The sequence below is a fragment of the Aquisphaera insulae genome (assembly GCF_011064615.1).
GTDB lineage: Bacteria > Planctomycetota > Planctomycetia > Isosphaerales > Isosphaeraceae > Aquisphaera > Aquisphaera insulae.
The window spans coordinates 1-25,240 of record NZ_JAALJH010000054.1 but is presented as its reverse complement, the minus strand read 5'-3'; the positions used below and the strand labels follow the sequence as shown (position 1 = coordinate 25,240).

Below are 25,240 nucleotides of genomic sequence, written 5' to 3'. Positions count from 1 at the left end.
GGAAGGGAATCAATCGCACGGGATCACCTCGATCTTCGAACTGACGCGCGGTCAAAGGCCCGGTCCATCCACCGAGCCGGCCGAACGGACCGTGGCCGCGGCCAGGACGGGATCGTCGTCCGGCATCTCCGGCAGGTCCGCGCCACGTCCGACGGAGGCTCCATTTCCCCGGATTTGGCTCCGATTCGTCTCCCGAACCATCCCCTGCCGGCCGTCTCGATCCGAGCCGGTTCGCCTCCTCGCTCCGGGCAGCTCGCACAGGACTCCGGCCAGCCCGCCTTGAAAGTGCGAGAGGAACCGGAAGGCCGCGGCCGTCATCACGCCGAAGCATGCGCCCCCCGAGATGAAGAGGGGGAAGACGATGAGCAGGATCAGCAAGATCTCGCGTGCGGTCACGGGGAAGCTCGTATCATGGACGAACACCGAGGTGACCGCGGCAAGGCCCACCACACCGAAGCCGATCGCACCGCCGATCGTGGAACCGATCAGGCCGAGCCCTCCCCGCCGGACGTCGACGATGTAGCCGAGAGGCATGCCGCCATAGAGGCTCATGACGACGGCCGCGGGGGGAGCGACGACGCAGAGGCCCATGAAGACGGCGATGATCGCGATTCCGATCATCACTCCCCTCAACGAAATCTGCCTCGGTCTCGATCGCATCGCATTCACCAGGTCAGGCCTCGCCGGCATCGAAGGGTCATCAGGATTCTTGCCCATCTCGTGGCCGAGGGCAAAGATCTGTCCTTTGTTGAATGTTAAACAAGCGGCCAATAAGTAGTGGACATCTCCCTCGGGCCACGTTAGGCTAACTCCGGACCTCGACGATAGGCCCCGACGCTAGCAACCCAGGCGGCGACGGGCCGACTCGTTCTTGACATCAAGGAGATGTTTCCATGAGTGCGCGAAGGATCATGCTGCGCGCCGCCAGGGGCCGGGCCCCGCTTTCCGGCTTCACGCTCATCGAGCTGCTGGTGGTGATCGCGATCATCGCGGTGCTGATCGCCCTCCTCTTGCCGGCGGTGCAATCGGCCCGCGAGGCGGCCCGGCGGATGCGGTGCACGAACAACCTCAAGCAGATCGGGCTGGCGCTGGCCAACTACGAGAACGCCCTCGGCGCCTTCCCGCCGGCCGGGAAGGCCGTGAACTACACGGTCAGCCCGCCGTTCGTGGAGTTCGTGGACGGCGTCGGCCTCCTCCCGAGGATCCTCCCCTACCTCGAGGCGACGACGACCTATGCCGCGATGAACTTCTCGCTCGACTACAACCATCTCAGCGGGGCCAACTTCACGGCGTGCAGCCAGGTCGTCTCGACCTTCATCTGCCCGTCGTCGACGCGAGTCCCCGATGACGGCCACGACGCGCCCGAGCCGGCGGACCCGGCGTCGTCCGCCGCGGGGATCGGCTACGGCGTGTCCGACTACTTCGGCGTCATCGGCACGACCATCGACCCGGCCGGGCGCACGGGCGGGGCCGGCAGCACCAAGACCGGCCCCTATCGCAACGCTTATGCGCTGACGGATGGCTTCTTCCATCACGGCAAGACCGCGGTCTCCGAGGTCACCGACGGCCTCAGCCAGACCATCTGCGTGGTCGAGAGCGCGGGCCGGGACGCGCGGTTCCTGAGCGGCTTCGGCGAGGACGCCTACCTCCCGAACAAGCCGAAGGTCCGCAACGTGCCGCCGGGCCAGCGTCGGTTCTGGCGCTGGGCGGAGGCCGCCGGCGGCGTCGTCTCCTCCACCTCGCCCAACAACAAGGGCATGCCCCAGCACGAGGCCAACCAGTACCCCGGCTCGGGCCCGACCGCGGGCACCGACGCCGGCCCCAACGACGAGATCTACGCCTTCCACCCCGGCGGCGCCAACGTCCTGATGGGCGACGGCTCGGTGCGGTTCCTCAAGGAGTCGGTGAACATCCTCGCCCAGCGATCGCTGATCACCCTCAGCGGGTCCGAGGTGATCTCGGCGGATACGTACTGACCCCGGCGGCGAGGTGGCGTCCTTCGCCGGGCGAACAGAGCCCGGCGTCGGGCGCCACCTCCGCCGACCGAACAAACCTCGGCGATGGGCAAGCCCCTCCGACCTCCTCCCTCACCGCGGGCTCATCGTGACCCACAGGTGGGGAGGCGACGTCCGATCCCTTCCCCTGGTGGAGGAGGGGATCGGAAGGCTCGCTCGTGGGCTCCCTCCTGGACGGTAAGGAGTCCCCGCGGGCCCGGGCGGCACCTCCGGGCGTCGTGGAACCGGCCATCGGCCGAGACGGCCTGCGCCTCCGCATCGCGGGGCGGACGTTCGGAGGAGATTCGGTGAAGCAGACATCGCGGCTCGTTCATGGGCTGATCTTGCTCCTGATCCTCCCCGCGCGGGCGGGGGCCGGCGAGGGGCCGGCGGGGAGCTGGCTCCAGTTCCGGGGGGATCGCGGCCTCACCGGGCATTCGGCGATCCGGGGGGCGATCCGCGATCCGGTGACGACCTGGACGCAGTTCGTGGGGGACCGCGGCACCCTCCTGGCGGTCCGGCTAGCGGGCGAGGGCCCGTCGTCCCTGGCCCTGCCCGCCTGCGACATCCGGCCGGAGCGATGGGCGGAAGTCCTCGCCCAGTGGCCGATCGGGGCGGCCCTCGCGGACCTCGACGGCGATGGCAAGCTGCGGGAATCCGCCGTCGATCCCCAGCATCGCATCGGCAAGTTCCTGGCCGACCGCCCGGGGCTCCAGAAGCTCGAGGTCGACTCCCTCTTCGCCTCCAAGATCGAGCCCCCGCCGCCGGCCACGGCGCGGCTGCTGGCGCGACGCAACGGCGGCTGGGAACGGGTCTGGACGAGCGTGCCCATACCACTCCAGTACGTGGCGAACCCGATCACGGGGGACTTCGATCACGACGGCCGGCCGGACGTGGCCATGACCCCCTGGTACGACCTCTGGGTCTTCGACCTCCAGACCGGCGCGTTCAAGTCGAAGGCCCGCTACACGCCCGAGGGTGCGGAGAGCGGTCGGGCTTATGGATGGCTCGGGGCGGCCGACTTCGACGGCGACGGACGGATGGAGTTCGTCGTCCTCGGCGACTTCGAGAACTTCATGGCCGTGCTGGGCTGGAAGGATGGCCAGCTCGTCCGCCTCTGGTCCCGCCTCATCGAGCGCGGGATCACCATGAAGCAGACCATCCTCCGGACCGGTGCCCTCCCCGTCCAGGATGTCGACGGCGACGGCCGTCCCGAGATCGTCGTTTCGCTCTTCAACTCGGATGGCGATGCGCGCTGGCATTCGGTGGTCTTGGAGGGCCTCACCGGGCGGACCAGGCACGACCTCCCCGACCAGGTGCTCTGCGGGCTGGCCGACCTGGACGGCGACGGCGCCGCCGAGCTGGCGTGCACGGAGACCCGCGGCCGGTTCGTCCCCGAGCGTGGATCGCTCGCGATCTTCGGCGTCAGGGGGGGCCGGCTCGAGCCTCGTTGGAAGGAGACGGACGCGGCGTTCCAGGCCCAGCCCCTGCACGACCTGCCCGCGACGGTGAACACCAACAGCGGGACCGGGACCACGACCCTGCTGACGGTCCCGTCCGGCGTCGCGGGCCGGCCCTACTTCCTCACGCGGCGGGTCGCGGCTCCGGACTCGGGGGGCATCGAGCTTTCCATCTGGCAGTCGGATGGGCGCGGGGCCATCACGCGTCGAGGCCGGATCACCGGGCCTCATCTGGAGGCCCTCGGGAGCCGACCCACGCCGGCCGGCCCCGCCGAGATCCTGGTCCGCGCGCGAGTCCCCGGCGATAGCACGGGCGAGGTCGCATGCCATTCGACGGAGGCGACGATCCTGGCCTCGAGGCGGGAGGGGATGCCCCCATCGACGCCGGTCGTCGGCCGGCTGGCCCCGGGAGAACCTCCCAGCGTGGTGGTCCAGGGGGCCTGCGATCGGCTCTCGACGTTCCAGCCGAAGCCGGGCGGGAAGGCGCCCGCGAGGCTCGCGAGCCGGCCGGGCCGTGGCCTCTACACGGGCTCGTCACGGCTGGGCGGGGGGGCGAGCTTCGGGGGCGTCGTGCTGGCCGACCTGGTCGGCGACGGGACGCTGGCGACCGTCGCGGCGACGACCGCGCCCGACGGCCACGCCCGGCTCGTGGCCCACGGGCCGACGGGCCGGCTCCTCTGGGCGGCCGATTTCGACGACCTCGCGGGGGCCCCCCCGGAATGGAACCTGGGCGGCCTGACGCTCTGGTTCGCCGGGCGATTCACCGACCCCAGGCGGTGCGACGTCCTCGTCAACATCCGTCGCAGCACCATGCACAGCGACGAGGCGTTCCTGCTGGACGGCCGCGACGGACGACGGATCTGGCGGCGCGTGCAAGGGGGGAACGCCGGCGGCAATCAGCGGGCCTGCGGCGGGAGCTGGATGGCCGTCTACGACCACGACGGCGACGGCCGGGACGACGCCCTCTGCCTCTATCCCGACGTCGTGTCGGTCTTCGACGGCCCGTCCGGCAAGCTCCTCCTCGACCGCCACACGAACCATGATGTGTTCAAGAACACATGGAGCATGTACGCGGTCCCGTCGGTCGCCGACTTCCTCCGCCGGGGGCGGCCGCAGGTGGTCTACGGCGCCAATGCGACGGTGTTCGCGATGTTGGCGGCGGATGCATCTCCCCTCTGGCAGCACGGCCCGACGCCGGGCTGGCCGGACGTATCGCCGGGCATCGGCGATCTCGACGGCGACGGGGCGATCGAGCTCCTGAGCGTCGGCCATCGTCGGCCGTCAGGGGCCGGGCAGGAGGTGCGCTGCTTCGACGCCGCGACCGGCACGGTCGAATGGACGTTGCCGCTGACCGGCCTCGATCCCTCCGACGAGGCGAGCGCCCCGATGGTCCCCGCCACGGCCGACATCGACGGCGATGGCCGGGACGAGGCGGTCCTGGCCGTCGGCAAGTGCCTGCTCGCGGTGGGGACCTCGTCCGACGGCAAGGCGGGCGTCATCCGCTGGGCCCGCTCCTTCCCCGATCAACTCGGCCCGCCCGCCATCGCCGACACCCTCGGGACGGGTGCCGCCGAGGTCGTCGTGGTCTGCGGCGATGGGAACGTCTACGGGGTCGGCGCGGCGGACTCCGGCCGCTAACGCCCGCGGAGCCGGCTCGGGGCTCGTCTCCGGAACTCCGCGGTCCGGGGCGACCGCGGTTGCCCGGCCGGTTCACCATGGCGTTGAGCCGACGGCCCGAGTCCCGGGATTTCGGGGCCGAGAGGAAAGCCCGCGGAAATCTCGAGGCCGAACGGCATCGTTTTGAGATAGCGAGGATTCGGCTCCCGAGGTTGACAGTCGGTATAACTACGTAAGCATCGGTGACCACGATCGTCAGATCGTGGTTCGGACGGGCGAAGCCTCCAGCCTCGCACGTCAGTGCGATCCGCGGGGCAGGCCGTCGCTCGCTCGAAGGCGGTCCGGCTTACGCCGGAGGCTGGTGGGCTGCGCCCCGTCCGAACCACCCGCTCACGCGGGTGGTCACCTGTCCAGAAAACTCGTGCAGGGCTGTCAATCCGTGGCTTCCGCATTTGGGATGGTGCCGGCCGAACCGATCCGGTGCATCTGCGATCTGCTCGGCCCACCCTGCAAGAGTCAGACCGCGCGGGGACCGGCTTGCCCGAGCAGCAGATCGATGACCCAGCAGCCGCGGACGTGCGGGCCGCCGCCCCGGCAATGCGCCAGCAGGTCGGGAAGGCCGCAGCCCGCTTTCTCGAGGGCATCGGCCTGGGCCGGCATCCGATCGAAGGCCCGATCCGCGTAGATCGATGTGGCAAGCTCGGAGGTGGAAGGAGTCCGCAAGGCCGGGTCGAACGCGACGGGGCGGAACGGGTTGCCGACCACGCAGCGGAGGAGCGGGGCCTGGGCCTGGACGACCGCCTCGAAATCACCAGCCCCAGTCGCAAAGGCCAAATCCGAAACGGCTGCCGCCACGCAGTTGATACCTCGATTCTGGAGCAACTTGAGCGTCATGTTCTCGATGCAGTGGCTCTGACCATTCGGGGTCGGGAAGTCCATGATCGCGGCGTAGAGCACGGCCCGCTCCTTCTCATCCGCCCGCCCCTCGGCGAGTTCCTCGGCCACCTCCACCGCCCGCCGGAAGAGATCCGAGTCGAACAGTTCCCAGCGCTGACGGCAGCAGGCGACGGCATACAACCGCAGCCTGCGGTCGACCGGCCCCGCGGCCGCGGGGTTGGCGAGAAGCCACTCGTGGAGCGGCAGAATCATCCTGTCGCTACGAGGGCATCGATCCCATTCGTCTGCGGTCATGGGAGATTGGCCCTGTCCTGAAAGGGGAATCGGAGGCGAGCGGCTCGGCCGTCGGGCTCGGTGGTGGCCTCCTGATGGCTCGCACACGGACGCCGACGACATTATCCCATTTTGGTGAAACCGGCGGTCGCCATTTCGGGATTGTACTAGGAAAGGGCCGTGTGACGTTGCGCGCCCGCCCACCTGGTCACCCCGACGCGGAGGCTGCCCATGATGACGACCGAGGCCCAGGCTCTCGCCCATGGACGCCATGTCATCGACTCACTCCGACGCCGGACCAAGCCGGGAGAGTCGCTGACCGTCGCGGCGATGCGCCGGGAGCTGACGGAGGTCCTGGTCGCGCTTCGCCGCGAGCGCGAGAAGACGGCGCGGGACGCGCCGGCGGCAGCCCGTCCCGCGAGGCCCCAAATCGAGGAAATGGCGCCATCAAAGCCAGTCGCAGAATCGACGCAAGTCTCATATAGGATCGGGCTTGAAGAACGAATAAGTTGTGCTTCATGCGACGAACGAAGCCAATTTCCCGGGGCGGTCCCGTCACCGCGGCCCGCGGTGCCTGCGGCGGAATTCGGTGGGGGTCTGGCCGGTTTCCTGGCGGAAGACGACCGAGAGCATGCGGCCGTCGGTGAATCCGGCGCGGCGGGCGATCTCGGACATGGGGAGGTCCGTGCCGGAGAGCAGCGCCTTGCCCCGGTCGACCTGGACGCGGCGGATCTCCTCCCAGATGCCCCGCCGGAGGACCTTGCGGAAGCGGCGTTCGAGGCCCCGACGGGAGGCGGGGACGGCCCGGAGGACGTCGTCGACCCGGAGCGGCCTGCCCCCCTGATCGCGGATGAACCGGACCGCCGCCGCCACCTCGGGATCGGGGATCGCCAGGATGTCCGAGGATTGCCGGGCCACCACGCCCAGAGGCGGCAAGAGGATCGGCTCCGCGGGCGGCGGCGCGCCGTCGAGGAGCCGCTCCAGGAGCGCGGCGGCCTCGCGGCCGATCCGCTCCGAGGGCAACGCCACGCTCGACAGCGAGGGCCGGGCCAGCTCGCAGAGGAGGTCGTCGTCGTCCACCCCCACGATCGCCACGTCGTCGGGGACCTTCAGGCCGGCCTGGCGGCAGGCCTCGGAGACCTGCACCCCTTGCGGGTCGTGGCTGGCGAGGATCCCGACGGGCCTGGGCAGGCTCGCCAGCCAGAGCGGCAGCGCCTCGTTCCAGCTCCAGAGGCCCGTCGGATCCCGCCGCCAGGGGACCCGTTGGCGGAGCGCCGAGGCCGAGAAGCCGGCACCCGCGAGCTCCTCGCGGAAGCCCTCCTCGCGGCCGATCGAGAAGGCGTGGTCGGGATACCCGACGAACCCGAATTGCCGGAGCCCGCAGTCGAGCAGGTGCCGGGCCGCGAGCCGCCCCGCCTCGCGATGGTCGGTCATCACCCGCGGGAAGGGCAGCTCGGGGAGCACCCCGGAGACGTTCACCGCCGGCCGGCCCAACCGCTCGATCGCATCCGCCAGCGCCCGGTTGGCGACATGCGCGATCAGGCCGTCCACGCGGGCCGATCGGAAGACCTCCAGCGCCCTGGGCTCGGGCGCGACGGTCGCGAAGGACCAGTCGGGGCGAGACTCCGCAAACCCCTTGATCCCCCTCAGGATGTCGCGGCAATAGTCGAGCCCGAAGCCGAAGACCAGGCCGATCCGAGAGACCCGCGGCATGTCGCCATTCCCCTCGTGGTGTCGCAATCCCGTAAAAGTTCTACGCGATCCGTCATGGCGGGGGAACGGTCGCGCGTGCGATCCTGGAGGGCCGTGCGAATCTGCCGGATCCTCCCTCCCCGACGAGGTCCCCTCGATGATGAAGACCCGATCCCGGAAGAACGCGCATCCGGCCCTGCTGATCGGCCTTGCCGGCTTGCTGGGCCTTGGCCTCACGCTCGTTCCGGCCACCCCGGCCGCGGCGGCGGGCCGCGACACGCCGTTTCCCGCGAAGGTCAGCGAGAACGGCCGGTTCCTGCTGGATCAGCACGGCAAGCCGTTCTTCTACCTGGGGGACACGGCCTGGGAGCTGATCCACCGCCTCAACCGCGACGAGGCCGACCACTACCTGAAGGACCGCGCCGACCAGAAGTTCACCGTGATCCAGACCGTCGTCCTGGCCGAGCACGGCTACACCCAGCCCAACCCGCAGGGGCACGTCCCGCTCGTGGACAACGACCCGACGAGGCCCGACGAGAGGTACTTCGCCGACGTCGACTGGGTGGTCAACCGGGCCGACGAGCTCGGCCTCTGCGCCGGCCTGCTGCCGACGTGGGGGGACAAGTGGAACAAGAAATGGGGCGTCGGGCCGGAGCTCTTCACTCCGGAGAACGCGCGGGTCTACGGCGCGTATCTCGGCCGTCGCTACCGGGACAGGCCGGTCGTCTGGATCCTCGGCGGCGACCGGGAGATCGAGAACGACCGCCACAGGGCGATCATGAGGGCGATGGCCGAGGGGCTGCGAGACGGGGACGGCGGGCGGCACCTGATCACCTTCCATCCGAGCGGATGGCGGACCTCGGCCCAGTGGCTCCACGACGAGCCCTGGCTCGACTTCAACATGTGCCAGACCGGACATGGGTTCGATCACGAGAACTTCAAGTTCATCGCGGCCGATTACGCGCGGAAGCCCGCGAAGCCCTGCCTGGACGCCGAGCCCGGCTACGAGGATCACCCCAACGACTTCAAGGCGAACAACGGCTACCTGGACGAGTACGAGACCCGCAAGTTCGCCTACTGGGCCCTCTTCGCCGGGGCCTGCGGGCATACCTACGGCTGCCACGACATCTGGCAGTTCTACGACAAGGGCCGTGCGCCGATCACCTTCGCCCGCACGCCCTGGAAGAAGGCCCTGGTCTTGCCCGGAAGCCGCCAGATGAAGTTTGCCCGGGCCTTGATCGAGTCGCGACCTTACCTGGAGAGGATCCCGGACCAGTCGCTGATCGTCGGCGACCCCGGCAAGGGGACCGACCATATCGCGGCGACTCGGGGCGCGGACGGCTCGTACGCCTTCGTCTACTCGTCATCCGGCAAGCCCTTCTCGATCGACCTGGAGAAGCTCTCCGGCAAGGAGCTGCGGTCGACTTGGCTGGACCCGCGGACCGGCGAGGCGAAGTCCGGCGAGGCCGTCGCCCGCAAGGGGACGAGGGAGTTCCGTCCCCCCTCCAGCGGCAAGGGGAAGGACTGGGTCCTGATCCTCGACGATGCGTCACGAGACTATCCCGCCCCCGGCGCGTCCGCCCGGTGATCGGTGCCGATTCCCTGGAGCCATCCGCCATGCAGCAGACACTCTTGATCGGCTTCGGCCTGCTCGTCGCGACGTTCCGGACGGGGGACACGGAGATCTTCCGGATCGACCCGGCCACGGGCGATGCGCGGAACCTGTCGCGGAGCCCCGGGTCCGGCGAGCGCTATCCGTCCTGGTCGTTCGACGGCAAGCTCGTCGGCTTCAACTCGGACCGGGACGGGACGTATAACCTGTTCGTCATGAATGCCGACGGCACGGACGTCCGCCAGCTCACGCACGAGAAGGCCCCGACCGTGGCCGGCATGCAGAGCTGGACGGCGGACGGCCGCTGGATTTACTTCGGCCTGTTCAACAGCGGGCCCGCCCGGCTCTGCCGGATCCACCCGGACGGGTCGTCGTTCGAGGTCCTGCTGGAAGGGGCCATCGACCCGGCCATCTCGCCGGACGGCAGGACGGTCGTCTACGCCCGCGGCGTGAAGGGGGGCCAGCTCCTGTACGCCGCCGACGGCGACGGCAAGAACGAACGGCCGCTGACGACCCGGCCCAACCCGTTCGCGGGGATGCACTCCGCGTGGTCCCCGGACGGGCGCTGGATCGTCTTCGCCGACAAGGTTGGCGACTCGCTGGAGATCTTCCGGTGCGACCCGGAGGGCAAGGGGCGGGATCAGCTCACGCACTTCGGCGGGGGCCGGGGCGCCACCTCGCCCTCGGTCTCGCCGGACGGCCGGCTGATCTCGTTCCGGCTCTGCGACGAGGTCTACTGGCGGGACGGCCAGCGGATGGAGCTCGCCTACAAGGAGAAGCGGGCCGACAAGCGGCCCGTCTGGGTGATGAACATCGACGGGACCTCGCCACGGGTCCTCGAGCCGCTCCACTACCAGACGACCATCGACGGCAGCCGGGCGCCCTGGGGGCCGAGATAGCGGCCGCCCGGGCATTCGCCCGGGCGCCGGACGTGTCGAGATCCTCGTGTCGGGCGTCGTTCAGGCCGCGCGGCGCCGGGCCCGAGGCCGCAGCATGGGCACCACGGCGCAGCCGCCGATCGCGAGCAGGGCGAGGGAGGAAGGCTCTGGGATCACGGTGGCGGCGGCCGCATGCCCGATCCGCTCCTGGACCGAGGTCGTCGGATGGACGTTATCCCAGAACAGGTAGCCGGCGCCGGTGAAGTTGCCGGAGTCGAGCGCGGAATCGGTCACGTTGGTGAGGCCGTACTTCGACGGATCGGCCAGCATCTCCTGGAAGACGGTGGCGATGTCGAGCTGATGGATCGTGATCCCGAGGGTCGCGTCGAGCTTCGTCAACTCCTGCGCGAGCATGGCGTTGAAGGCCATCGTGAGGCCGTCCAGGGCCTGCCGGACGGCGTCGGGCAACGTGTTGGTCACGGGGAGCTCGCCGAGCAGCGGGAGATTCGGGACGATGAACTGGGACGCGCCGGCCGCCGCCAGCTTGGTGATCGCGGCCGAGAGGTTGGCCACGGCGACCGCCGGATCGGTCAGCCCGGCGTTGAGGAAGTCATTGGCGCCCCCCCAGATCGTGACGAGCTGGGAGCCGGTCAGGGTGCCGCCGGCCATCAGGAAGCCATCCACCTGCATGCCGATGTTCGGCGTGCCCATGAACGAGAGGCCGTCGCCCGTCTGGGCCCCGCCCCAGGCGTAATCCGAGCCGCCGGCGAGGCTCGCCACCGGACCGGCGATCCCCAGGTCCTTGGCCAGGTAATCCAGCCAGTTCAGCCCGTTCGAGTAGCGGCCCTGGTAATAGGGGGGATCCGGCGGGAGGCCGGCCGCCAGGAACGTGTTCCCGACGTCCGAGAGGCTATCGCCGAAGGAGACGATGCCGGTGAACTGCCCCGCCCGGACGGGCTGCGCGGACGTGCACGCGGCGAGGGCGACGACTGCCATCCAGGCGATGCGGCCTGCAATCCTTGCGAGTCTCTGGTCGGCCATGCGAACGGTGCTCCTTCACTCGGGGCCTCGGCCCATGTATCCCGGCGGCCGGGCAGGCGAGGCCATGGCCTCTCCATGGCGCCGTCCATGCCGCCTCGCTTTCGCGATGGGGAGACTATAGCGTCTGCCAATTTCTTGACAAGCTCGCTTGGCCGGTTTTCGTGCGAAAGTCGCGTTAAGTTACGTGCCATCCCGGATGTTTTCGGGACGTTTCCTCGGGAACTGTCGAGGGCGACATGTCCGACCTCCTTCGATCGGCCGGAGGGCCTGGGCTCGATGCCGCCGGCCTACTTTCATTGCTTTTGTGTATGTGCGCTCATGTGATATCCGGTGCATCCTCGCAGACGATCCCCCATGATGCGGGAATCCGGGCGGCCCGGGTCCGGAATGCGGTGCAGGAAAGCGCCCGGGATGATAGGCTGAGCTTGCCAGGGATACGGCTTCTTCGGAACGGGCAAGTTGCACCCGTGGAGGATGGGTTGGCCATGGCGCGGGTTGACGAGACCTCCCGGGTGACCGCGCCGGTGGTTCCCGGCCATGAGTTGATCCGGCAGCTCGGCGCGGGGGGCATGGGCCGCGTCTTCCTGGCGCGCCAGGTCGCGCTCGGGCGGCTCGTCTGCGTGAAGGTGCTGACGATCCCGGATCTCGAGGACCCGGTCCTCTGCCGGGCGCGGTTCCGTCGGGAGGCGGAGCTGCTCGCGAACCTCTCCCACCCGCACATCCTCGCCCTCTTCGATTACGGCGTGACGGCCGACTCGGACCTGCCCTACCTGGCGACCGAGTACATCGAGGGGGGGGACCTGCGGAGCCGGATGAAACCGGGCAGGCCGATGACGTCGGACCGGGTGCGGGAGATCCTCCGCCAGGCCGGCGATGCGCTCGAGCACCTGCACGGCAAGGGGATCATCCACCGCGACCTGAAGCCCGAGAACATCCTCATGCCCACGGAGACCCTGTGCAAGGTCTGCGACTTCGGCCTGGCCGTCTTGCAGGAGAGCGCCGGCGCCCTGACGCGCTCCGGGCGGGGGCTGGGGACGCTCGGCTATGTCTCGCCCGAGCAGCAGCGCGGGGATCGGATCGATGAGCGGGCCGACCAGTACTCGCTGGCCGCCGTGACCTACGAGCTGCTCACGGGCCGGCGTCCCATGGGCCGCTTCGGCCCCCCCTCCCGCCTGAATCCGTCGCTCCCGTCGGCGCTCGATGCCGCGATCCTGCGGGGCCTGGAGGAAGATCCCCGCGAGCGGTACGACTCGGTCGGCCACCTGGTCCGGGCGATCGACCCGCACCTCGAGTCGGCGAGGCCCGCGGCCCGTGGGCTCGGGTCGGGACTGAGGTACGGGGCCGCGACGGCGGCGATCCTGCTGGCGGCGGGGGTCGGGCTCGCCGCGATGGCCCGGCTGAATCAGGGCCCGGTCGTTCCCCCCGCGGCCCACCCGGTCGTTCCCCCCGCGGCGACCGCCCCGGCGGCGGATCAGCGCCCGGGGCCGGATGCCGCCAAGCCCGCCGAGCGATCCGCCGAATTCCGGAAGCTGACCGAGCTTCGGTCCTATCGCATGTGGGTCGTGCAGGGGAAACCGAAGGGCGACGACCTCGCCACCCGGAACTGGCTGGAGGCCGAGAAGGTGGTGGCGGCCCAGGTCGAGGCCCGTGCCTACGAGATGTGGGTGGCCCAGGGCAAGCCCGAGGGCGCGGAAGGGGCGGCCGCCGCCGACCGAAATCGGCGGGAGGCCGAGAGGCAGTTGCTGCGGGAGGCCGAGGAGGAGGCCCGCCTCCACCCGCTGGACTGAGGCCGCGAGTCGCTCACTCGCAGGGGGCGCCCGCGAAGGCCTTCTCCTTGCGTGCCTCGATCTCCTCGGGCGTGAGGTCCTCGAGATGCTCCGAAATCCCCCAATGATGGCCGAACGGATCCACGAGCTTGCCGTAGCGGTCCCCCCAGAACATGTCCTGGGGCGCCATGGTCACGGTCGCACCGGCCGCCGTCGCCTTCTCGAAGGTCGCGTCCGCGTCGGTGACGGCCAGGTTGATCACCACCGGAGAGCTCCCGTTCGCCGGCCCGACCGAGCCGTAGCTGGGGAACTCGTCCGCGAGATACAACTTGGAGTCGCCGAACTTCAGCTCCGCATGCCCCAGCTTGATGGTGCCATCACTCTCGGGGAACGGCATCCGGTAGATCTCCACCGCGCCGAACGCCTTCTTGTAGAACTCGATCGCCTCCGCCGCCCCCTTGACGACCAGGTGCGGCGTGATCACGGGCTGGCCTGCAGGAATCGGGTGCGCCATGAAATTCTTCCGTTGAGGTGAGCCCCTCCCGCATCCTGATCGCATGAACAGGATCGCGGCGAGGTGGCTGAAGTACAACGAGAGATCGGCATGTTGTCAACGTCTGTACAGTAGAATTCCCGAAATCCACATGAAGATGGTCCGTTCAAGTCAGAGGTCCAGGGATCGATCAGCCCCGGACGCGGAAGGCCGGCGAGTAGGCGAGGACCGCGAGGGCGGCGACCAGGACGATGTACCGGGCCAGGGCGCCGCGGTCGGGTCGGGGAGCCGGCCGGTCGAGGGCGGCCCGCGCGGCGGCGACGATGGTGATCAGGAGGAGCAGGCCGTCACCGGTCAGGGACCAGGCGGTGGCGATGGCGGCGGCGGCGAGCCATCGCTGGGGGCGGTCGAAGCTGTGGAAGGCGCGGCCGCCGTCGAGCTGCCAGATCGGGAGGAGATTGAACAGGTTGAGCAGCGCGCCGAACTGTGCGAGCGCGGCGAAGACCTGCTGGCCGGTCAGGAGGTAGATCCCCCCGCAGGCGAGCGCCGCCCCCAGGCCCCACGTCGGCCCGGCGAGGCCGACGCGGGCGTCCTCGCGAGGGTCGTTGAAGGCCTGCCGGAGGCGGATCACCGCCCCCAGGCCGGGGATGAACAGCGGGGCGCTGAAGGGGACGCCGTAGCGCATCAGCACGGCCACGTGGCCCATCTCGTGGACGTAGATCGAGAGGACCAGGCCGAGCGCGAAGGGGAGCCCGAAGGCGGTCCAGTAGACGCCGACCATGGCGAGCATGGAGAAGAACGTGCTGGCCTTGGTCAGGCCCAGGAGCAGGAGCTTGGCCTTGCCGAAGAGGAGGAAGAACGCGAACTTGAACTTCCAGGCGGCCAGGGCGAGCGCGCCGGCCGCGCCGCCGGCCCCGGCGAGCCCCTGGGACCAGCCCTGGACGTCGGACCCGGGGGCGGCGGCCCTGCCTCCCGCGCCGGCCGCCTCGCCCCCCCCTTCCGCGAGCCGCGACAGCTCCGCGATCCGCGCCGAGATCGCCGCGTGCTGGCGAGTGGACGGTGGGAGCAGGGCGAGGGCCTGCCGCCAGGCGGCCAGGGCGGCCGAGACGTCGCCGGCCTGCTCCGCCTCCTCGGCGGCCCGGGCCAAGGCTTTGAGGTGGTCGGCGTGGACGAGCGTCCGGCAGGCCGGGCAGGCCAGCAGCGTCGGGGCCACCTCCGTGCCACAGGCCGGGCAGGTGATCGCGGTCGCGAACGGGGACGAGGCGGGCTCAGGGCTCATCGGCGGCCTCCGGCGGCTTCTCGGCCGCGGGCGGGCACGTCGCCGCGGCCAGGCGATACGGGCCGTTGAACGTGACGACGGCCCGGCGATTGATCTTCCATGCCTCCCAGAGGGCGAAGGCGTAGATCAGGCCGGAGATGGGGGCGAGCATCGCCAGCTCGACCGGCGAGATGAGGATGCTGAACCCGAGAACGAGGAGGATCGAGGGGTGTTCCGCGATCATCTTCGCCAGGACCGCCCGGGCGTCGGCGCGCGGCCGGGCCGGCGGAGGCGGTACGGCGGCGGGCTGGGCCGGGGCCTGCGGCTGGGCCGCCTCGGCGCCGCGGTCTTCGATGGCCTGAATGAGGGCGGAGTAGTTATCCGGGATGGCCATAGCCGCGATGGCCAGGTACGCCAGGACGACGGCCAGGGCCTGGAACACGGGCCCTCCGCGGCCCCCCGAGCCGGCCCGGACGGCCCCCCCGACGAGCACCCCGAGCACGACCGCGACCAGGCCGAAGTTCCATCCGGTGAAGGCGATGAACGCGTAGTAGAGGATCGAGCCGATGATCGCGGCACCGAGCCCGAAAAGCAGGGCCTTGAGCAGCCGCCCGGCCGGGGAGCCCATGTCCCGGGCCGCGCCGATCCGCCCCCGGCAGGTTGGGCAGACGACCTGGCCATGGACCTCGTAATAGACGTCCTCGATCGGCCCGCGGCAGGCGAGGCACCGGGATGCCTCGACGTCGGTCGCGACGGCCGGGACGTCGCCCGCCGGCGGCATGTCGCCCGGAGGATCCGCGAACTCGGCGCGATCGAACTGGAGGTCGGCGGAGGCGTCCCCGGGCGCACGGTCGTGGGGCATCATGGATCGCTCGACATGGTACGGGCCTGGCCCGGGGCGAATGGCCGGGGGCCGCTCGTAGTCTACCGGCCCTCCGGGGGATTTCAAAGCCCGCGCGCGCATGTCGCGAAGCGTCGCGATTGACAGTCGGACGCGGGATTTCTACGATCGGGACAGCCTGTGGGCAGTTCGATGGACATGACGACTCGCCGGATCGATTCGGGTGGACCCAGGGGCCGGGTGCCGGGCCAAGAGATGGCGCGATCGGCGGCGAGGAAAGGCCAGGGCTCAGGGATGCCGCACCGCGACCATGATGGCCCATCCGGGATGGGGGCCGGCACATCGTCGGCCGCCCTGTCCGTCCCCGCCCCGGATGAGGCATCGTTGCCGGTGCCGGCCGCGGACCTCGACCAGGACGGCCGGACCGATGGCCCTCCCCGGGCCTCCACCATGCGGATCCTTTGGTTCTATGACCTGGACGGCTGCCACGGCCCCACGGGGGTGACGAGGCACGCGCTGGGACAGCTCGAATGCCTCGCCCGGCGCGAGGACGTCAGCCTTCGGGTGGCCACGGGGCGGATGGTCCAGCCCGACGGCCTGGCCTACTGGGCCACCCTGGAGCGCCTGCCTCGCCGCGAGCTCCCCGTGCGGACGCGCCAACTCCTGCGCTGGTGGCGGTTTTCCGACTGGCCGACGATCGACGCGCTCTGCGGCCCGGCCGACTGGGTGTACTGCCCCGCCGAGTACGCCGTGCCGGTGAGGTCGGCCCGGCTGGCGGTGACGAGCCACGACGTCCTCCAGGGGCTGCGATATTCGCCGCAACGGACCCGCGAGCGGCTGGCCGCGGCCTACGACCGGGCGGACCTGATCCTCTCGGTCTCGGGCTTCAACACCGGCCGGCTCGCGGAGGCATTCCCGGCCTGCCGGGACAAGGTGGTGTACGTGCCCAACGCCGCCGAGGACCTGTTCTTCGACCCGGCGACCCCGAGCGAGCGGGAGCGGGTGCGGCAGGACCTGGGGCTGCCCGCCGGGATGCCCTACCTGATCTCGGTGGCGAACTTCCAGCCGAGGAAGAACCTGCCCCGGCTGGTCCAGGCGGCGACGTCCCTGCCGGAGGTCGCCGCCGGGGACCTGGCGCTGGTCCTGCTCGGGACCGGGGCGGAGGCGGAGGCCCGCCCGCTCCGCGAGGCCGTCGCGGCGGCCGGCAAGCGGGCCGTCGTCCGGATGCCCGGCTATCGCCAGGGAGAGGCCCTCCGCGCCGCCTACGCCGAGGCCGTCGCCCTGGTCTTCCCCTCGCTCTGCGAGAGCTTCGGCATCCCGGTCGTCGAGGCCATGGCCCAGGGCATCCCCGCCGCGCTCGCCGACTCGACGGCCCTGCCGGAGATCGGCGGCGCCGCCGGCTGGTACTTCGATCCCCTCAGCCCGGATTCCATCGCGGCGACCCTCCGCCAGCTCCTCGACCGCCACGAGGAGCGCGACCGCCGCATCGCGGTCGGTCGGGCCATCGCGGCCCGCTTCCGCTGGCAGGCCGCCAGCGATCGCCTCGTCCGCGCGCTGGCCGATGGGCCGTCGTGATTCCGCCGGGCAACGCGGCCCCTTTTCCCCTGTTTCTCGCCCCATCGCCCCGGGTAGAATCAACAATCCGCCTACTGGAGTCATATTAAGCTCTCTTGCCGAGCTTCGAGCCGACGCGGCGATCACGTATCCCCTTGAGAGGAACCCACCGCATGGCCGATCCCGTGCCTTGCAACTATTGCGGAGTCGATGACGCCACGATCGTCTTCCCGGCGGGCGTCGCCCAGATTAGCCAGATCGTCCGCTGCAACCGCTGCGGCCTGATGTATGCCAGCCCGCGGGCGAAGGATCCCGACCACATGGAGATCGGGCGGGAGGATCCCAACTACGACCCGTTCAAGCTGGCGCTGCAGGCCGAGGCCGACGGCACCCTCAACCAGCACTTCCTGGACGCCGTCGGCTGGACGCACATGCGGCTCAGCAAGGAGCGGCTCCAGGTCCGAGATTACGACCGCACGCGGGCGCTCCTGAATCGCCTCTACCCCAATCGGGGCAAGCTCCTGGAGGTCGGCAGCAGCCTCGGATTCCTGCTCGACGCCTTCCGCAAGGATGGCTGGGACGTCCTGGGCGTGGAGCCCGCGGCCGCTTGCTGCAAGTTCTGCAAGGACCACCTGGGGATCGAGGCGATCCCCGCGATCCTCGAGGACGCCAACATCCCCGACGAGTCGATCGACGTCCTCCTGTTCAACCACGTCATCGAGCACGTGGACGACCCGATCCGGACGCTCGGCGAGATCAACCGCGTCCTCAAGCCGGGCGGCCACCTGGTCATCGAGACGCCCCGCTACGACACCCTCATGTTCAAGCTGATGGGGCGACGCGAGCGTAGCGTCAACTGCGGCGGACATATTTACTTCTTCACGTTCGATACGCTCCGCAAGGTGTACGAGGCGGCCGGCTTCGACACCGTGGAGGCCGCCGCCGTCGGCCGATCGTTGTCGGCCGAGCGGCTGCTCCACAACGTCGGGATCGTCTCCAAGAGCCGCGGGCTCCAGCGGGCCTTCTGGGGGCTCTCCCAGCGCCTCAACCTGGACAAGCTGAAGTTCAGCCTCAACCTCCGCGACATGCAGCGCGTCTGCGTCCGCAAGGTCGCCCCCGCCCGCTGCGAGCGAGAGCTGGTCGAGAGCGGGAAGTAGGAAGTCGAGGGGCTCGGCCGTCGCGGTCGCTCCGCCCGGCCGAATCCTCCACTCCCTGCGTCCTTCGCCCCACTCCCTACTGGCGAGTGGGGCGAGTGGGGGCGTCGTAGTCGCCCAGGCTGCGGACCAGGTTGCAGTTGTGCTGGACGTCCAGGAGTGCCAGGGTCTGCACCGCGCGGAGGACGATGATCTGGTCGCTCCAGAGGTCGGTCCGCAGGAGGACCTCGCGCATCCGGGCCCGGACCACGGCCCAGGGATCCGCCCCCCCCTGCCCCAGCACGACCTTGACCCAGCCCCGGACGGCGCGGCGATGCCGCTTCATGTAGGCGAGGATCCGGCCGCGCTCGGCCGGCCCGTAGGACGAGAAGCACGGCAGGTTGAAGAGGTCGGCCGCGGGCCTTCGGACCGAGGGGACCGGGTGCCAGAGCCGCCGCAGGTTGATCACCGGATCGGGGAGGTTGGGGGGGAGCAGCGAGATGTCCACCTCGGGATCGGCCCCATGCGTCATCACGCGTGCGAGGCCCTCGATGGAGGATGCCAGGGTGGCGATGTCGTCGTGGTCCAGCACGCAGGCGGCCACGAGCGCCCGCAGGGCCTCGCCGCCGCGATCGGAGAGATAGGGGATCTCGGCGGCGAGGAAGGCCGGGAGGCCGTCGAACGTCCAGCCGAACCGCTCCAGCCAGCGGCCGATCCACTGGAGGCGTCGAGAATGGCCCATCCGGATCTGCTCGGCGACGATCCGGTCCTGCCGCGAGGCCCGGATGTAGTCCAGGTCGCCCTCGATCAGCGGCCCCGCCGTCAGCTCCGGCGGGGCCGTCGGCAGGGGGAGTCCCAGGTATTCGACGTCGAACCGCGCCCGCAGCCAGAGCGAACCCATGAGCACAGGTTTGCGCATCCGATGGATCTTCCGGATCGCCGTCGCGTAGGTGTCCGCCGGGATCTCCTCCACCGGGTCCGCCTCGGGATGGAGGATCTCCTCGACGACGCCGTGGACCCCGCGCACCGACGCGGTCACCATCCGGGCGGCCGCGATCAGGATCAGGAACGGCAGCAGGACGATCCGGCCGCGAGAAAGGTGGGCCTCGTAGAAGGCGTAGGGGTTGATGGTCCGCCGGGCCAGCGGCAGCTCGTGGAGCGGATAGCTGCGGAAGGCCCGGCGGACGTTCTGCCGGCGGTCGCGCCGGACCAGGTCGGCGACCTGCGGCCCGAACCGCCGCCGGATCGCCGCGTCCCGCACGGGATCCGCCGCCAGGAAGTCGATCGCGGTGAACTCCACGGTCTCCATGAACGCGTCGGCCTCGGGCCGTCGGGGGATCGCCCCGTCGGCCGGGCCGGCGACCTCCTCCGCCGCACGTCCCTGCCCCGCGGTCGGGGGGAGGAAGATCTCGTCGGGCTCGACCCGGAGCCGACGCGCCAGCCACTCCCGGAATCCCCGGCGAGATCCCTCGGGCGAGCAGGCCAGCCGGTCCAGGGGGATGGCGTGCCGGTTGTAGTCCAGCAGCAGGATCGCCGTCTCCTGGACGATCATCCGGGTGATGTAGTTGAACCAGAGGTACGGGCCGCCGAGGACCCGGCCGGCCCGGTTCAGGTCCAGCCGATCGATCGTCCGCCCCTCGCGGAGGAGGTGCCCCAGGTGGCTCCGCCTCATGTTGGTCAGGGCCAGGTTCCCCAGGAGCTGCACCGAGGCCCGGGTGTCGCTGCGGTGGAACGGCGAGCCGTCCAGGTAGTCCTGGTAGAGGAGGCCGACATTCCTCAGGAAGGACAGCTCTCGATCCTCGACGGCCGCTCCCCCCCGGCCGACGACGGCCTCGGTCGCGTCCGCGCGTCGTTCCGGGCCGGGCCGCCGGTTGTCGGACGACCGGAGGAGGAACTCGGGATCGATGACCCGTTCCAGGAGGAACCGGCCGTCCTCCTCGCGACGGAGGGACTTCAGCGTCCTGGTCTGGGCCACGAACTGGGCCTCGACCACCCTCTCGCTGAAGTCGGCCGACTGGTTGGCGATCTTGCGGAACCACGCCCCGAGCAGCCAGAAGACCAGGCAGATGCCCCCCAGGATGATCACCGGCCAGCCGAGGAGGTCCTGAAGCTTGTCCACGAAGCCGCGGAACGGCCGGAAGACCGCCAGCCCGTTGACCAGCAGGAACAGGAGCAGGAACGCGGAGCCCAGCCAGAGCAGGCGCTTCGCCGGGTTCCGCGTCGCGGAGACCAGGGCCGCGCCCAGCCGGTCCAGGAAGACGGCGGGGGAGACCGTCCCCTGGAGGTCCGCCAGGAAGTAGACGACCTCGAGGGCCTGCTGCACCAGATGGCCCATGTAGTTGGCCGCCAGCGCCGCGGCCTCCGCCGGGCTCTTCTGGCGGTAGGCGACCAGATTTCGGACCACCGGCAGGCGGCGGATGCCCGGGGCGTCCAGGAGCCGGAGGTAGCGATCGGCGGACGTGACGAAGCCCGGCCCCATGCGGTCGACGAGCTGCTCCGGCGTGAGCTGGATCATCCGGTCCACCAGCGCCTCGACGGGGATCTCCCGCCCGTCGCGGGCCTCGCCCGGGTCGGTCGGGTCGTCGAACGCCTCACCCGGCAAGGCCCGGATCCTCACCCCCAGGTCGGCCAGCCCGCGCGAGGCCAGCCGGAGCCGCTGGGCCCGGCCGAGCCGCGAGGCGACGAGCGTGGCCGCGTGCTCCTGCTCCGCCCGCAGGGCGGCCAGCACGTGCCGGTCGCTCGATTCCGCCCGGTGGGCGTGGTACGGCTCGAAGAGGACGACGTTGCGATTGAGCAGCCCCGCGTGCCGGCGGACCAGCCGGTCCCCCAGCCGGAGGGCGAAGAGCCCAAGCCGCAGGACCCGAAGCGCCGGCAGGATGATCCGGACGACGCGGAGCACCTGCACCAGGCGGCCGACCTGGAGGAACTGGAGCAGGTCGACGGCCTCCTCCGCCTGCGCCAGGCCCACCTCGGCCTCATCCGCCTCGATGAGATAGGCGAGGAACCCCAGCGGCAGCGAGGCCAGCAGGTCGATCGCGAAATGGCGGCGGAAGTAGCGCCATCGCTCCGGCGCCAGCGCCAGTCGCAGGCCGAACTCCGCCAGGAGGAGCGAGCAGACGACCAGGTCCGCCCACGCGATCGCGGCCCGGCCCGCGGGAGTCAGCCGGCCGCCGTGCCGCAGCGCCGCCTCCGCGGCCACCAGCGAGAGGAGCCCCACGATCAGCCAGAGCACGGCCGATTCCAGCAGCCGCACCGCCCGCCGCCCGAACCGCTCGCGGAGGCGGAGCGCCAGCAGCTTCTCCTGCCACTCGCCGTGGACCCGCCGCCGCAGGCGCCGGACCTCCGCGAGCTGCCGGCGGGTCCGCGCGCGGGCCTCGTCGACCTCCTCGAGCTCCTCCTCGGCGGCCTGGGAGGTCGTCCGCGGCGCCGGGATCGCCGGGTCGGGGGCCCGCGCCTCGGCGGCCTGCTCCTCGTCCGCGAGGGGGCGGACCACGATCGCGAGCTGGTCGAGATCCTGGCCGGCGAGCTCGAGCCGGCTCACGGCCCGCCGCAGCGGCATGTCCTCGACGAAGGCGATGGCCTCGCTGACCTCGTCCTGGGTCGCCTGGACGCACCGGTCGCAGTGCCGCCGGGCGTCGGCCGGATCCATCGATCGGAAGGCCGCGGCCGCGCGATCCGCCAGGTCGGCCCGGCGGACGGCCAGGGCCTCCGCCCACTCCCGCGACCGCTCGCCGTCGTCCAGGGCCTCCACCGTGGCCTCCAGCCGCGAGAGCTGGAGCCGCATCGTCAGCAGCCGCTCGGGGGGCATGCCGGCCGCGGGCCACGCCAGCTCTCGCCGGACCCGCCGGCCGAGCAGCAGCCGGCGAAGCGCATCGGCCCAGGCGATCAGCCGGTCCCGCTCCCGGAGCTGCTCCGGCCGCCCCGCCGCCGAGGCCGCGCGGAGGTCGTGGTCGATCCGCCCGAGGTCCACCTCGAGCGCGGCCGTCGCGACCGACGCCGGCTCGCCGTCGAGCCGGGCGACCACGTCGCTGAGCCACTCGAGGTCCCCGCGCATGCCGTGGACGGCGAGCGCCCGCCCCATCCGCCGGACCTGGTGATCGGCGACGAGCGACCGGAGCGCCGCCTTCCCCAGCGGCAGCCATTCCTTGACCCGGGCCGCGACGATCGCCCTGGCGGTGGCCGGCTCGGCCCGGCCGTCGTCCTCGCCCTCGGCGTGGAACGGGTCCGGCTCGACGTCGGGGCTCCGCGCGATCTCGGCGTCGACCTGCTCCAGGACCGCACGCTGGAGCAGGATCAGGGCGCGGAGGGCCGATTCGCGGGCCTGCTCCTCGCCCGGTCCGGGGCCGGCGCTCTCCCCCTTCGCGTCGGTCGCCTGGCGGAGGCGGAAGCCCTCGCCCAGCAGGTCGAGCCGCCGGTGGAGGAGCGTCAGCCCGTCGCCCCCCTCGGCCGCCTCCACCAGCGCGTGTGCGCGATCCGTCCAGTCCTCGACCTCCGGCGACGCCCAGCTCACGCGGCACTCCCCCGCAGACCATGGATCGCGAGATTCCCCATCACGCACGCGTCTACATAGAATATCCGGCGGGGCACTCGCCCTGGGAGTTTCCCCGCGTCGGGATTCTCGGCAGGCATGCGTCGGTATCACGTCCCGAGGGGCACGGACCATGACTCGAAGATGCGACACGGCCTCCGCGCCGGGGCTGATCGCGGCCCTGGCGGTGCTGGCCGCGCTCGTCCCCGGGGAAGTTCGCTCGCAGACCGCGCCCGCGCGTGACGTCGCGGGCCTGGCCCGCTACCGGGCCGCCGCGCTGGCCGCCAGGGGCGACGCGGCCCGTGGCCGGCGGCTCTTCGAGGATGCGGCCCGGACCCAGTGCGCCACGTGCCACGCCATCGGCGGCAAGGGGCCGTCGATCGGGCCGGACCTGTCGAGCCTCGGCGGCGGCCAGTGGGACGCCCCCGCGATCCTCGACTCGATCCTCGAGCCCTCCGCGAAGATCCATCCGGAGTTCCTCTCCACCGTCGTGGCCCTCAAGTCGGGCCGGGTGCTCCAGGGTCTGCTCCGCCCCACGGGCGAGGACGAGCTCCAGATCGTGACCTCGGCCACGGAGAGCATCCGCCTGGCGCGATCGGAGATCGAGGAGCAGTCGCCGTCGCGGGTCTCGCTGATGCCGGAGGGGCTGCACGCGGCCCTCACGCCGGGGCAGATGGCCGACCTGGTCGCGTATCTCGGGACCCTCGAACCGCCCGCCTCTTCCTCCCCCCGCGAGGCCGTGAATGCCCGCGACATCCCCCGCGCCACGCGGCCCGTGACCTTCGTGCCGCGGCCCGTGCCGGCCCCCCCGCTCCACCGGCCGGTCTGGTTCGGGCCGCTCCCCGGCCATGCCGGCACATCGGCCGTCATCGAGATGCAGCGGGGGCGGGTCTGGCTGCTGGAGAAGGACGGCCGGAGCCGGAGCCTCTTCGTCGACGTGGGCGGCGAGACGACGCCCGGCGAGCTGACCGGCCTCACGAGCGTCGCGTTTCACCCCGAATTCCCCAGGAACGGCCGCTACTTCCTGGAGCGGCACTCCCCGCGCGACGGCGGACGGCTCGCCGTGGAAGTCGTCGAGCGCCGGGCGGCGGCCGGCGGCCTCCGCGACTCCGGCGAGCCCTCGCGGCCGATCCTCAGGATGCCGGTCGTCAGCGACATCCACAACGGCGGCAACCTCGCGTTCGGGCCCGACGGCAAGCTCTACATCGGCATGGGCGACACCGGCCCGCAGGGAGACCCGCGGGGCCACGGCCAGGATCTCTCCACGCTCCTCGCCAAGATCAGCCGGATCGACGTGGACCGGGCGGACGACGGCCTCGCCTACGCCATCCCGGCGGATAACCCGTTCCGCAATCGCGAGGGCGCCCGGCCGGAGATCTGGGCCCTCGGATGTCGCGAGCCCTGGCGGTTCAGCTTCGACCCGCCGACCGGCGACCTCTGGGTCGGCGACGTCGGCCAGGGGCTCTACGAGGAGGTCTCGATCGTCCGTCGCGGCGACAATCACGGCTGGAACGTGCTGGAGGGCTTCCGTCCCTTCTCCGACCGCTTTGCGCGGCCCGGCGAACGCTACGTCCCGCCCGTCTTCGCCTACCACCACCGGGTCGGCGTCTCGGTCACCGGAGGGTTCGTCTACCGCGGCGGCCGGTCCCCCGCGCTCGCGGGCCGGTACGTCTTCGGCGACTACGAGACCCGCCGCGTCTGGGCGATCGGCCAGAAGGATCGCACCCTGACCTCGATCGTCGAGATCGGCCGGGCTCCGGAGCGGATCGCGTCCTTCGGCCTCGACGACGAGGGGGAGCTGTACGTCGTCGGCCTCGATCGGGGCGGAATCTACCGGATCGATCCGACCTCGGCCGACCTGACCCCGATCCTCCCCGCCGCGGCCCGGGAGGTCGCATCCACCTCGCGCAAGGAGGGAGTCCCCTGGAGGCGGACCGAACGGCGGCCCGCCGCCGACTGGGCCCGCGAGGACTTCGACGACACCTCCTGGCCCGAGGCCCCCGGGGGCTTCGGCACCCGGGGCACGCCCGGCGCCGTGGTCCGCACCGAGTGGCGGTCCCGGGACATCTGGATGCGCCGCGAGTTCACGCTCCCCGAGGGGGATCGCGGGGGCTTCACGCTCTCGGTCCACCACGACGAGGACGCCGAGATCCACCTCAACGGCGTCCTCGCCGCGCGGCTCCGCGGCTTCATCTCGGACTAT

The 25,240-nt window shown here is 71.1% G+C and carries 16 protein-coding genes; 8 read left to right on the top strand and 8 right to left on the bottom strand.

What is annotated here, in order from left to right:
- Positions 1 to 51: 51 nt before the first annotated feature.
- The gene (locus tag G6O54_RS24205; protein ID WP_165228932.1) at positions 52 to 621 is read right to left on the bottom strand and encodes a hypothetical protein; all 570 of its coding nucleotides are present in this window, start codon (positions 619 to 621) and stop codon (positions 52 to 54) included.
- Positions 622 to 893: 272 nt separating this feature from the next.
- Between G6O54_RS24205 and G6O54_RS24200 the strand changes: the two genes are divergently transcribed.
- Both G6O54_RS24200 and G6O54_RS24195 read left to right on the top strand, forming a co-directional pair.
- On the top strand, positions 894 to 1,976 hold the full coding sequence (locus G6O54_RS24200; protein WP_250847046.1) for a DUF1559 family PulG-like putative transporter: 1,083 nt from the start codon (positions 894 to 896) through the stop codon (positions 1,974 to 1,976).
- A gap of 326 nt (positions 1,977 to 2,302) precedes the next feature.
- On the top strand, positions 2,303 to 5,092 hold the full coding sequence (locus G6O54_RS24195) for an FG-GAP repeat domain-containing protein (RefSeq protein ID WP_165228930.1): 2,790 nt from the start codon (positions 2,303 to 2,305) through the stop codon (positions 5,090 to 5,092).
- A 495-nt stretch (positions 5,093 to 5,587) separates the two neighbouring features.
- Here G6O54_RS24195 and G6O54_RS37410 read toward each other — a convergent pair whose 3' ends face one another.
- Both G6O54_RS37410 and G6O54_RS24185 read right to left on the bottom strand, forming a co-directional pair.
- Positions 5,588 to 6,220: a hypothetical protein gene (locus G6O54_RS37410; RefSeq protein ID WP_205679021.1), complete on the bottom strand. Its 633-nt coding sequence runs from the start codon at positions 6,218 to 6,220 to the stop codon at positions 5,588 to 5,590.
- A gap of 576 nt (positions 6,221 to 6,796) precedes the next feature.
- Positions 6,797 to 7,954: an AraC family transcriptional regulator gene (locus G6O54_RS24185; protein WP_165228928.1), complete on the bottom strand. Its 1,158-nt coding sequence runs from the start codon at positions 7,952 to 7,954 to the stop codon at positions 6,797 to 6,799.
- Between the two features lie 136 nt (positions 7,955 to 8,090).
- Here G6O54_RS24185 and G6O54_RS24180 point away from each other — a divergent pair, with 136 nt between their 5' ends.
- A complete protein-coding gene (locus G6O54_RS24180) occupies positions 8,091 to 9,521 on the top strand; it encodes a glycoside hydrolase family 140 protein (RefSeq protein WP_205679020.1) in 1,431 nt (476 codons plus the stop codon).
- Between the two features lie 29 nt (positions 9,522 to 9,550).
- Positions 9,551 to 10,444, top strand: a complete 894-nt coding sequence (locus tag G6O54_RS24175; protein WP_165228926.1) for a TolB family protein — start codon at positions 9,551 to 9,553, stop codon at positions 10,442 to 10,444.
- Positions 10,445 to 10,504: 60 nt separating this feature from the next.
- On the opposite strand, the gene G6O54_RS24170 is transcribed toward G6O54_RS24175, so the two are convergent.
- Complete coding sequence (locus tag G6O54_RS24170) at positions 10,505 to 11,464, bottom strand: SGNH/GDSL hydrolase family protein (protein ID WP_165228924.1); 960 nt, start codon at positions 11,462 to 11,464, stop codon at positions 10,505 to 10,507.
- Positions 11,465 to 11,949: 485 nt separating this feature from the next.
- Between G6O54_RS24170 and G6O54_RS24165 the strand changes: the two genes are divergently transcribed.
- Positions 11,950 to 13,251: a serine/threonine-protein kinase gene (locus G6O54_RS24165; RefSeq protein WP_165228922.1), complete on the top strand. Its 1,302-nt coding sequence runs from the start codon at positions 11,950 to 11,952 to the stop codon at positions 13,249 to 13,251.
- 13 nt (positions 13,252 to 13,264) lie between these two features.
- On the opposite strand, the gene G6O54_RS24160 is transcribed toward G6O54_RS24165, so the two are convergent.
- The 3 genes from G6O54_RS24160 to G6O54_RS24150 all read right to left on the bottom strand — a co-directional run bounded on the left by G6O54_RS24160 (position 13,265) and on the right by G6O54_RS24150 (position 15,846).
- Complete coding sequence (locus G6O54_RS24160) at positions 13,265 to 13,744, bottom strand: VOC family protein (RefSeq protein WP_165228920.1); 480 nt, start codon at positions 13,742 to 13,744, stop codon at positions 13,265 to 13,267.
- 169 nt (positions 13,745 to 13,913) lie between these two features.
- Complete coding sequence (locus tag G6O54_RS24155) at positions 13,914 to 15,002, bottom strand: site-2 protease family protein (protein WP_165228918.1); 1,089 nt, start codon at positions 15,000 to 15,002, stop codon at positions 13,914 to 13,916.
- Positions 14,992 to 15,846, bottom strand: coding sequence for a hypothetical protein (locus G6O54_RS24150; protein WP_165228916.1), 855 nt, complete (start codon positions 15,844 to 15,846; stop codon positions 14,992 to 14,994). The genes G6O54_RS24155 and G6O54_RS24150 overlap by 11 nt, the downstream gene beginning before the upstream one ends.
- Positions 15,847 to 16,149: 303 nt before the next feature.
- Between G6O54_RS24150 and G6O54_RS24145 the strand changes: the two genes are divergently transcribed.
- The gene (locus G6O54_RS24145; protein ID WP_165228914.1) at positions 16,150 to 17,397 is read left to right on the top strand and encodes a glycosyltransferase family 4 protein; all 1,248 of its coding nucleotides are present in this window, start codon (positions 16,150 to 16,152) and stop codon (positions 17,395 to 17,397) included.
- 152 nt (positions 17,398 to 17,549) lie between these two features.
- Complete coding sequence (locus G6O54_RS24140; protein WP_165228912.1) at positions 17,550 to 18,533, top strand: class I SAM-dependent methyltransferase; 984 nt, start codon at positions 17,550 to 17,552, stop codon at positions 18,531 to 18,533.
- A gap of 76 nt (positions 18,534 to 18,609) precedes the next feature.
- On the opposite strand, the gene G6O54_RS24135 is transcribed toward G6O54_RS24140, so the two are convergent.
- A complete protein-coding gene (locus G6O54_RS24135; protein ID WP_165228910.1) occupies positions 18,610 to 23,019 on the bottom strand; it encodes an ion transporter in 4,410 nt (1,469 codons plus the stop codon).
- Between the two features lie 151 nt (positions 23,020 to 23,170).
- Between G6O54_RS24135 and G6O54_RS24130 the strand changes: the two genes are divergently transcribed.
- Positions 23,171 to 25,240: PQQ-dependent sugar dehydrogenase (locus tag G6O54_RS24130; RefSeq protein WP_165228908.1), on the top strand; the 2,070-nt coding region annotated here is incomplete at its 3' end.

Coding starts and splice junctions, on each gene's coding strand:
- G6O54_RS24205 (WP_165228932.1), bottom strand. CDS start 621: ATGATCGGAATCGCGATCATCGCCGTCTTCATGGGCCTCTGCGTCGTC.
- G6O54_RS24200 (WP_250847046.1), top strand. CDS start 894: ATGAGTGCGCGAAGGATCATGCTGCGCGCCGCCAGGGGCCGGGCCCCG.
- G6O54_RS37410 (WP_205679021.1), bottom strand. CDS start 6,220: ATGATTCTGCCGCTCCACGAGTGGCTTCTCGCCAACCCCGCGGCCGCG.
- G6O54_RS24185 (WP_165228928.1), bottom strand. CDS start 7,954: ATGCCGCGGGTCTCTCGGATCGGCCTGGTCTTCGGCTTCGGGCTCGAC.
- G6O54_RS24180 (WP_205679020.1), top strand. CDS start 8,091: ATGATGAAGACCCGATCCCGGAAGAACGCGCATCCGGCCCTGCTGATC.
- G6O54_RS24175 (WP_165228926.1), top strand. CDS start 9,551: ATGCAGCAGACACTCTTGATCGGCTTCGGCCTGCTCGTCGCGACGTTC.
- G6O54_RS24170 (WP_165228924.1), bottom strand. CDS start 11,464: ATGGCCGACCAGAGACTCGCAAGGATTGCAGGCCGCATCGCCTGGATG.
- G6O54_RS24165 (WP_165228922.1), top strand. CDS start 11,950: ATGGCGCGGGTTGACGAGACCTCCCGGGTGACCGCGCCGGTGGTTCCC.
- G6O54_RS24160 (WP_165228920.1), bottom strand. CDS start 13,744: ATGGCGCACCCGATTCCTGCAGGCCAGCCCGTGATCACGCCGCACCTG.
- G6O54_RS24155 (WP_165228918.1), bottom strand. CDS start 15,002: ATGAGCCCTGAGCCCGCCTCGTCCCCGTTCGCGACCGCGATCACCTGC.
- G6O54_RS24150 (WP_165228916.1), bottom strand. CDS start 15,846: ATGATGCCCCACGACCGTGCGCCCGGGGACGCCTCCGCCGACCTCCAG.
- G6O54_RS24145 (WP_165228914.1), top strand. CDS start 16,150: ATGGGGGCCGGCACATCGTCGGCCGCCCTGTCCGTCCCCGCCCCGGAT.
- G6O54_RS24140 (WP_165228912.1), top strand. CDS start 17,550: ATGGCCGATCCCGTGCCTTGCAACTATTGCGGAGTCGATGACGCCACG.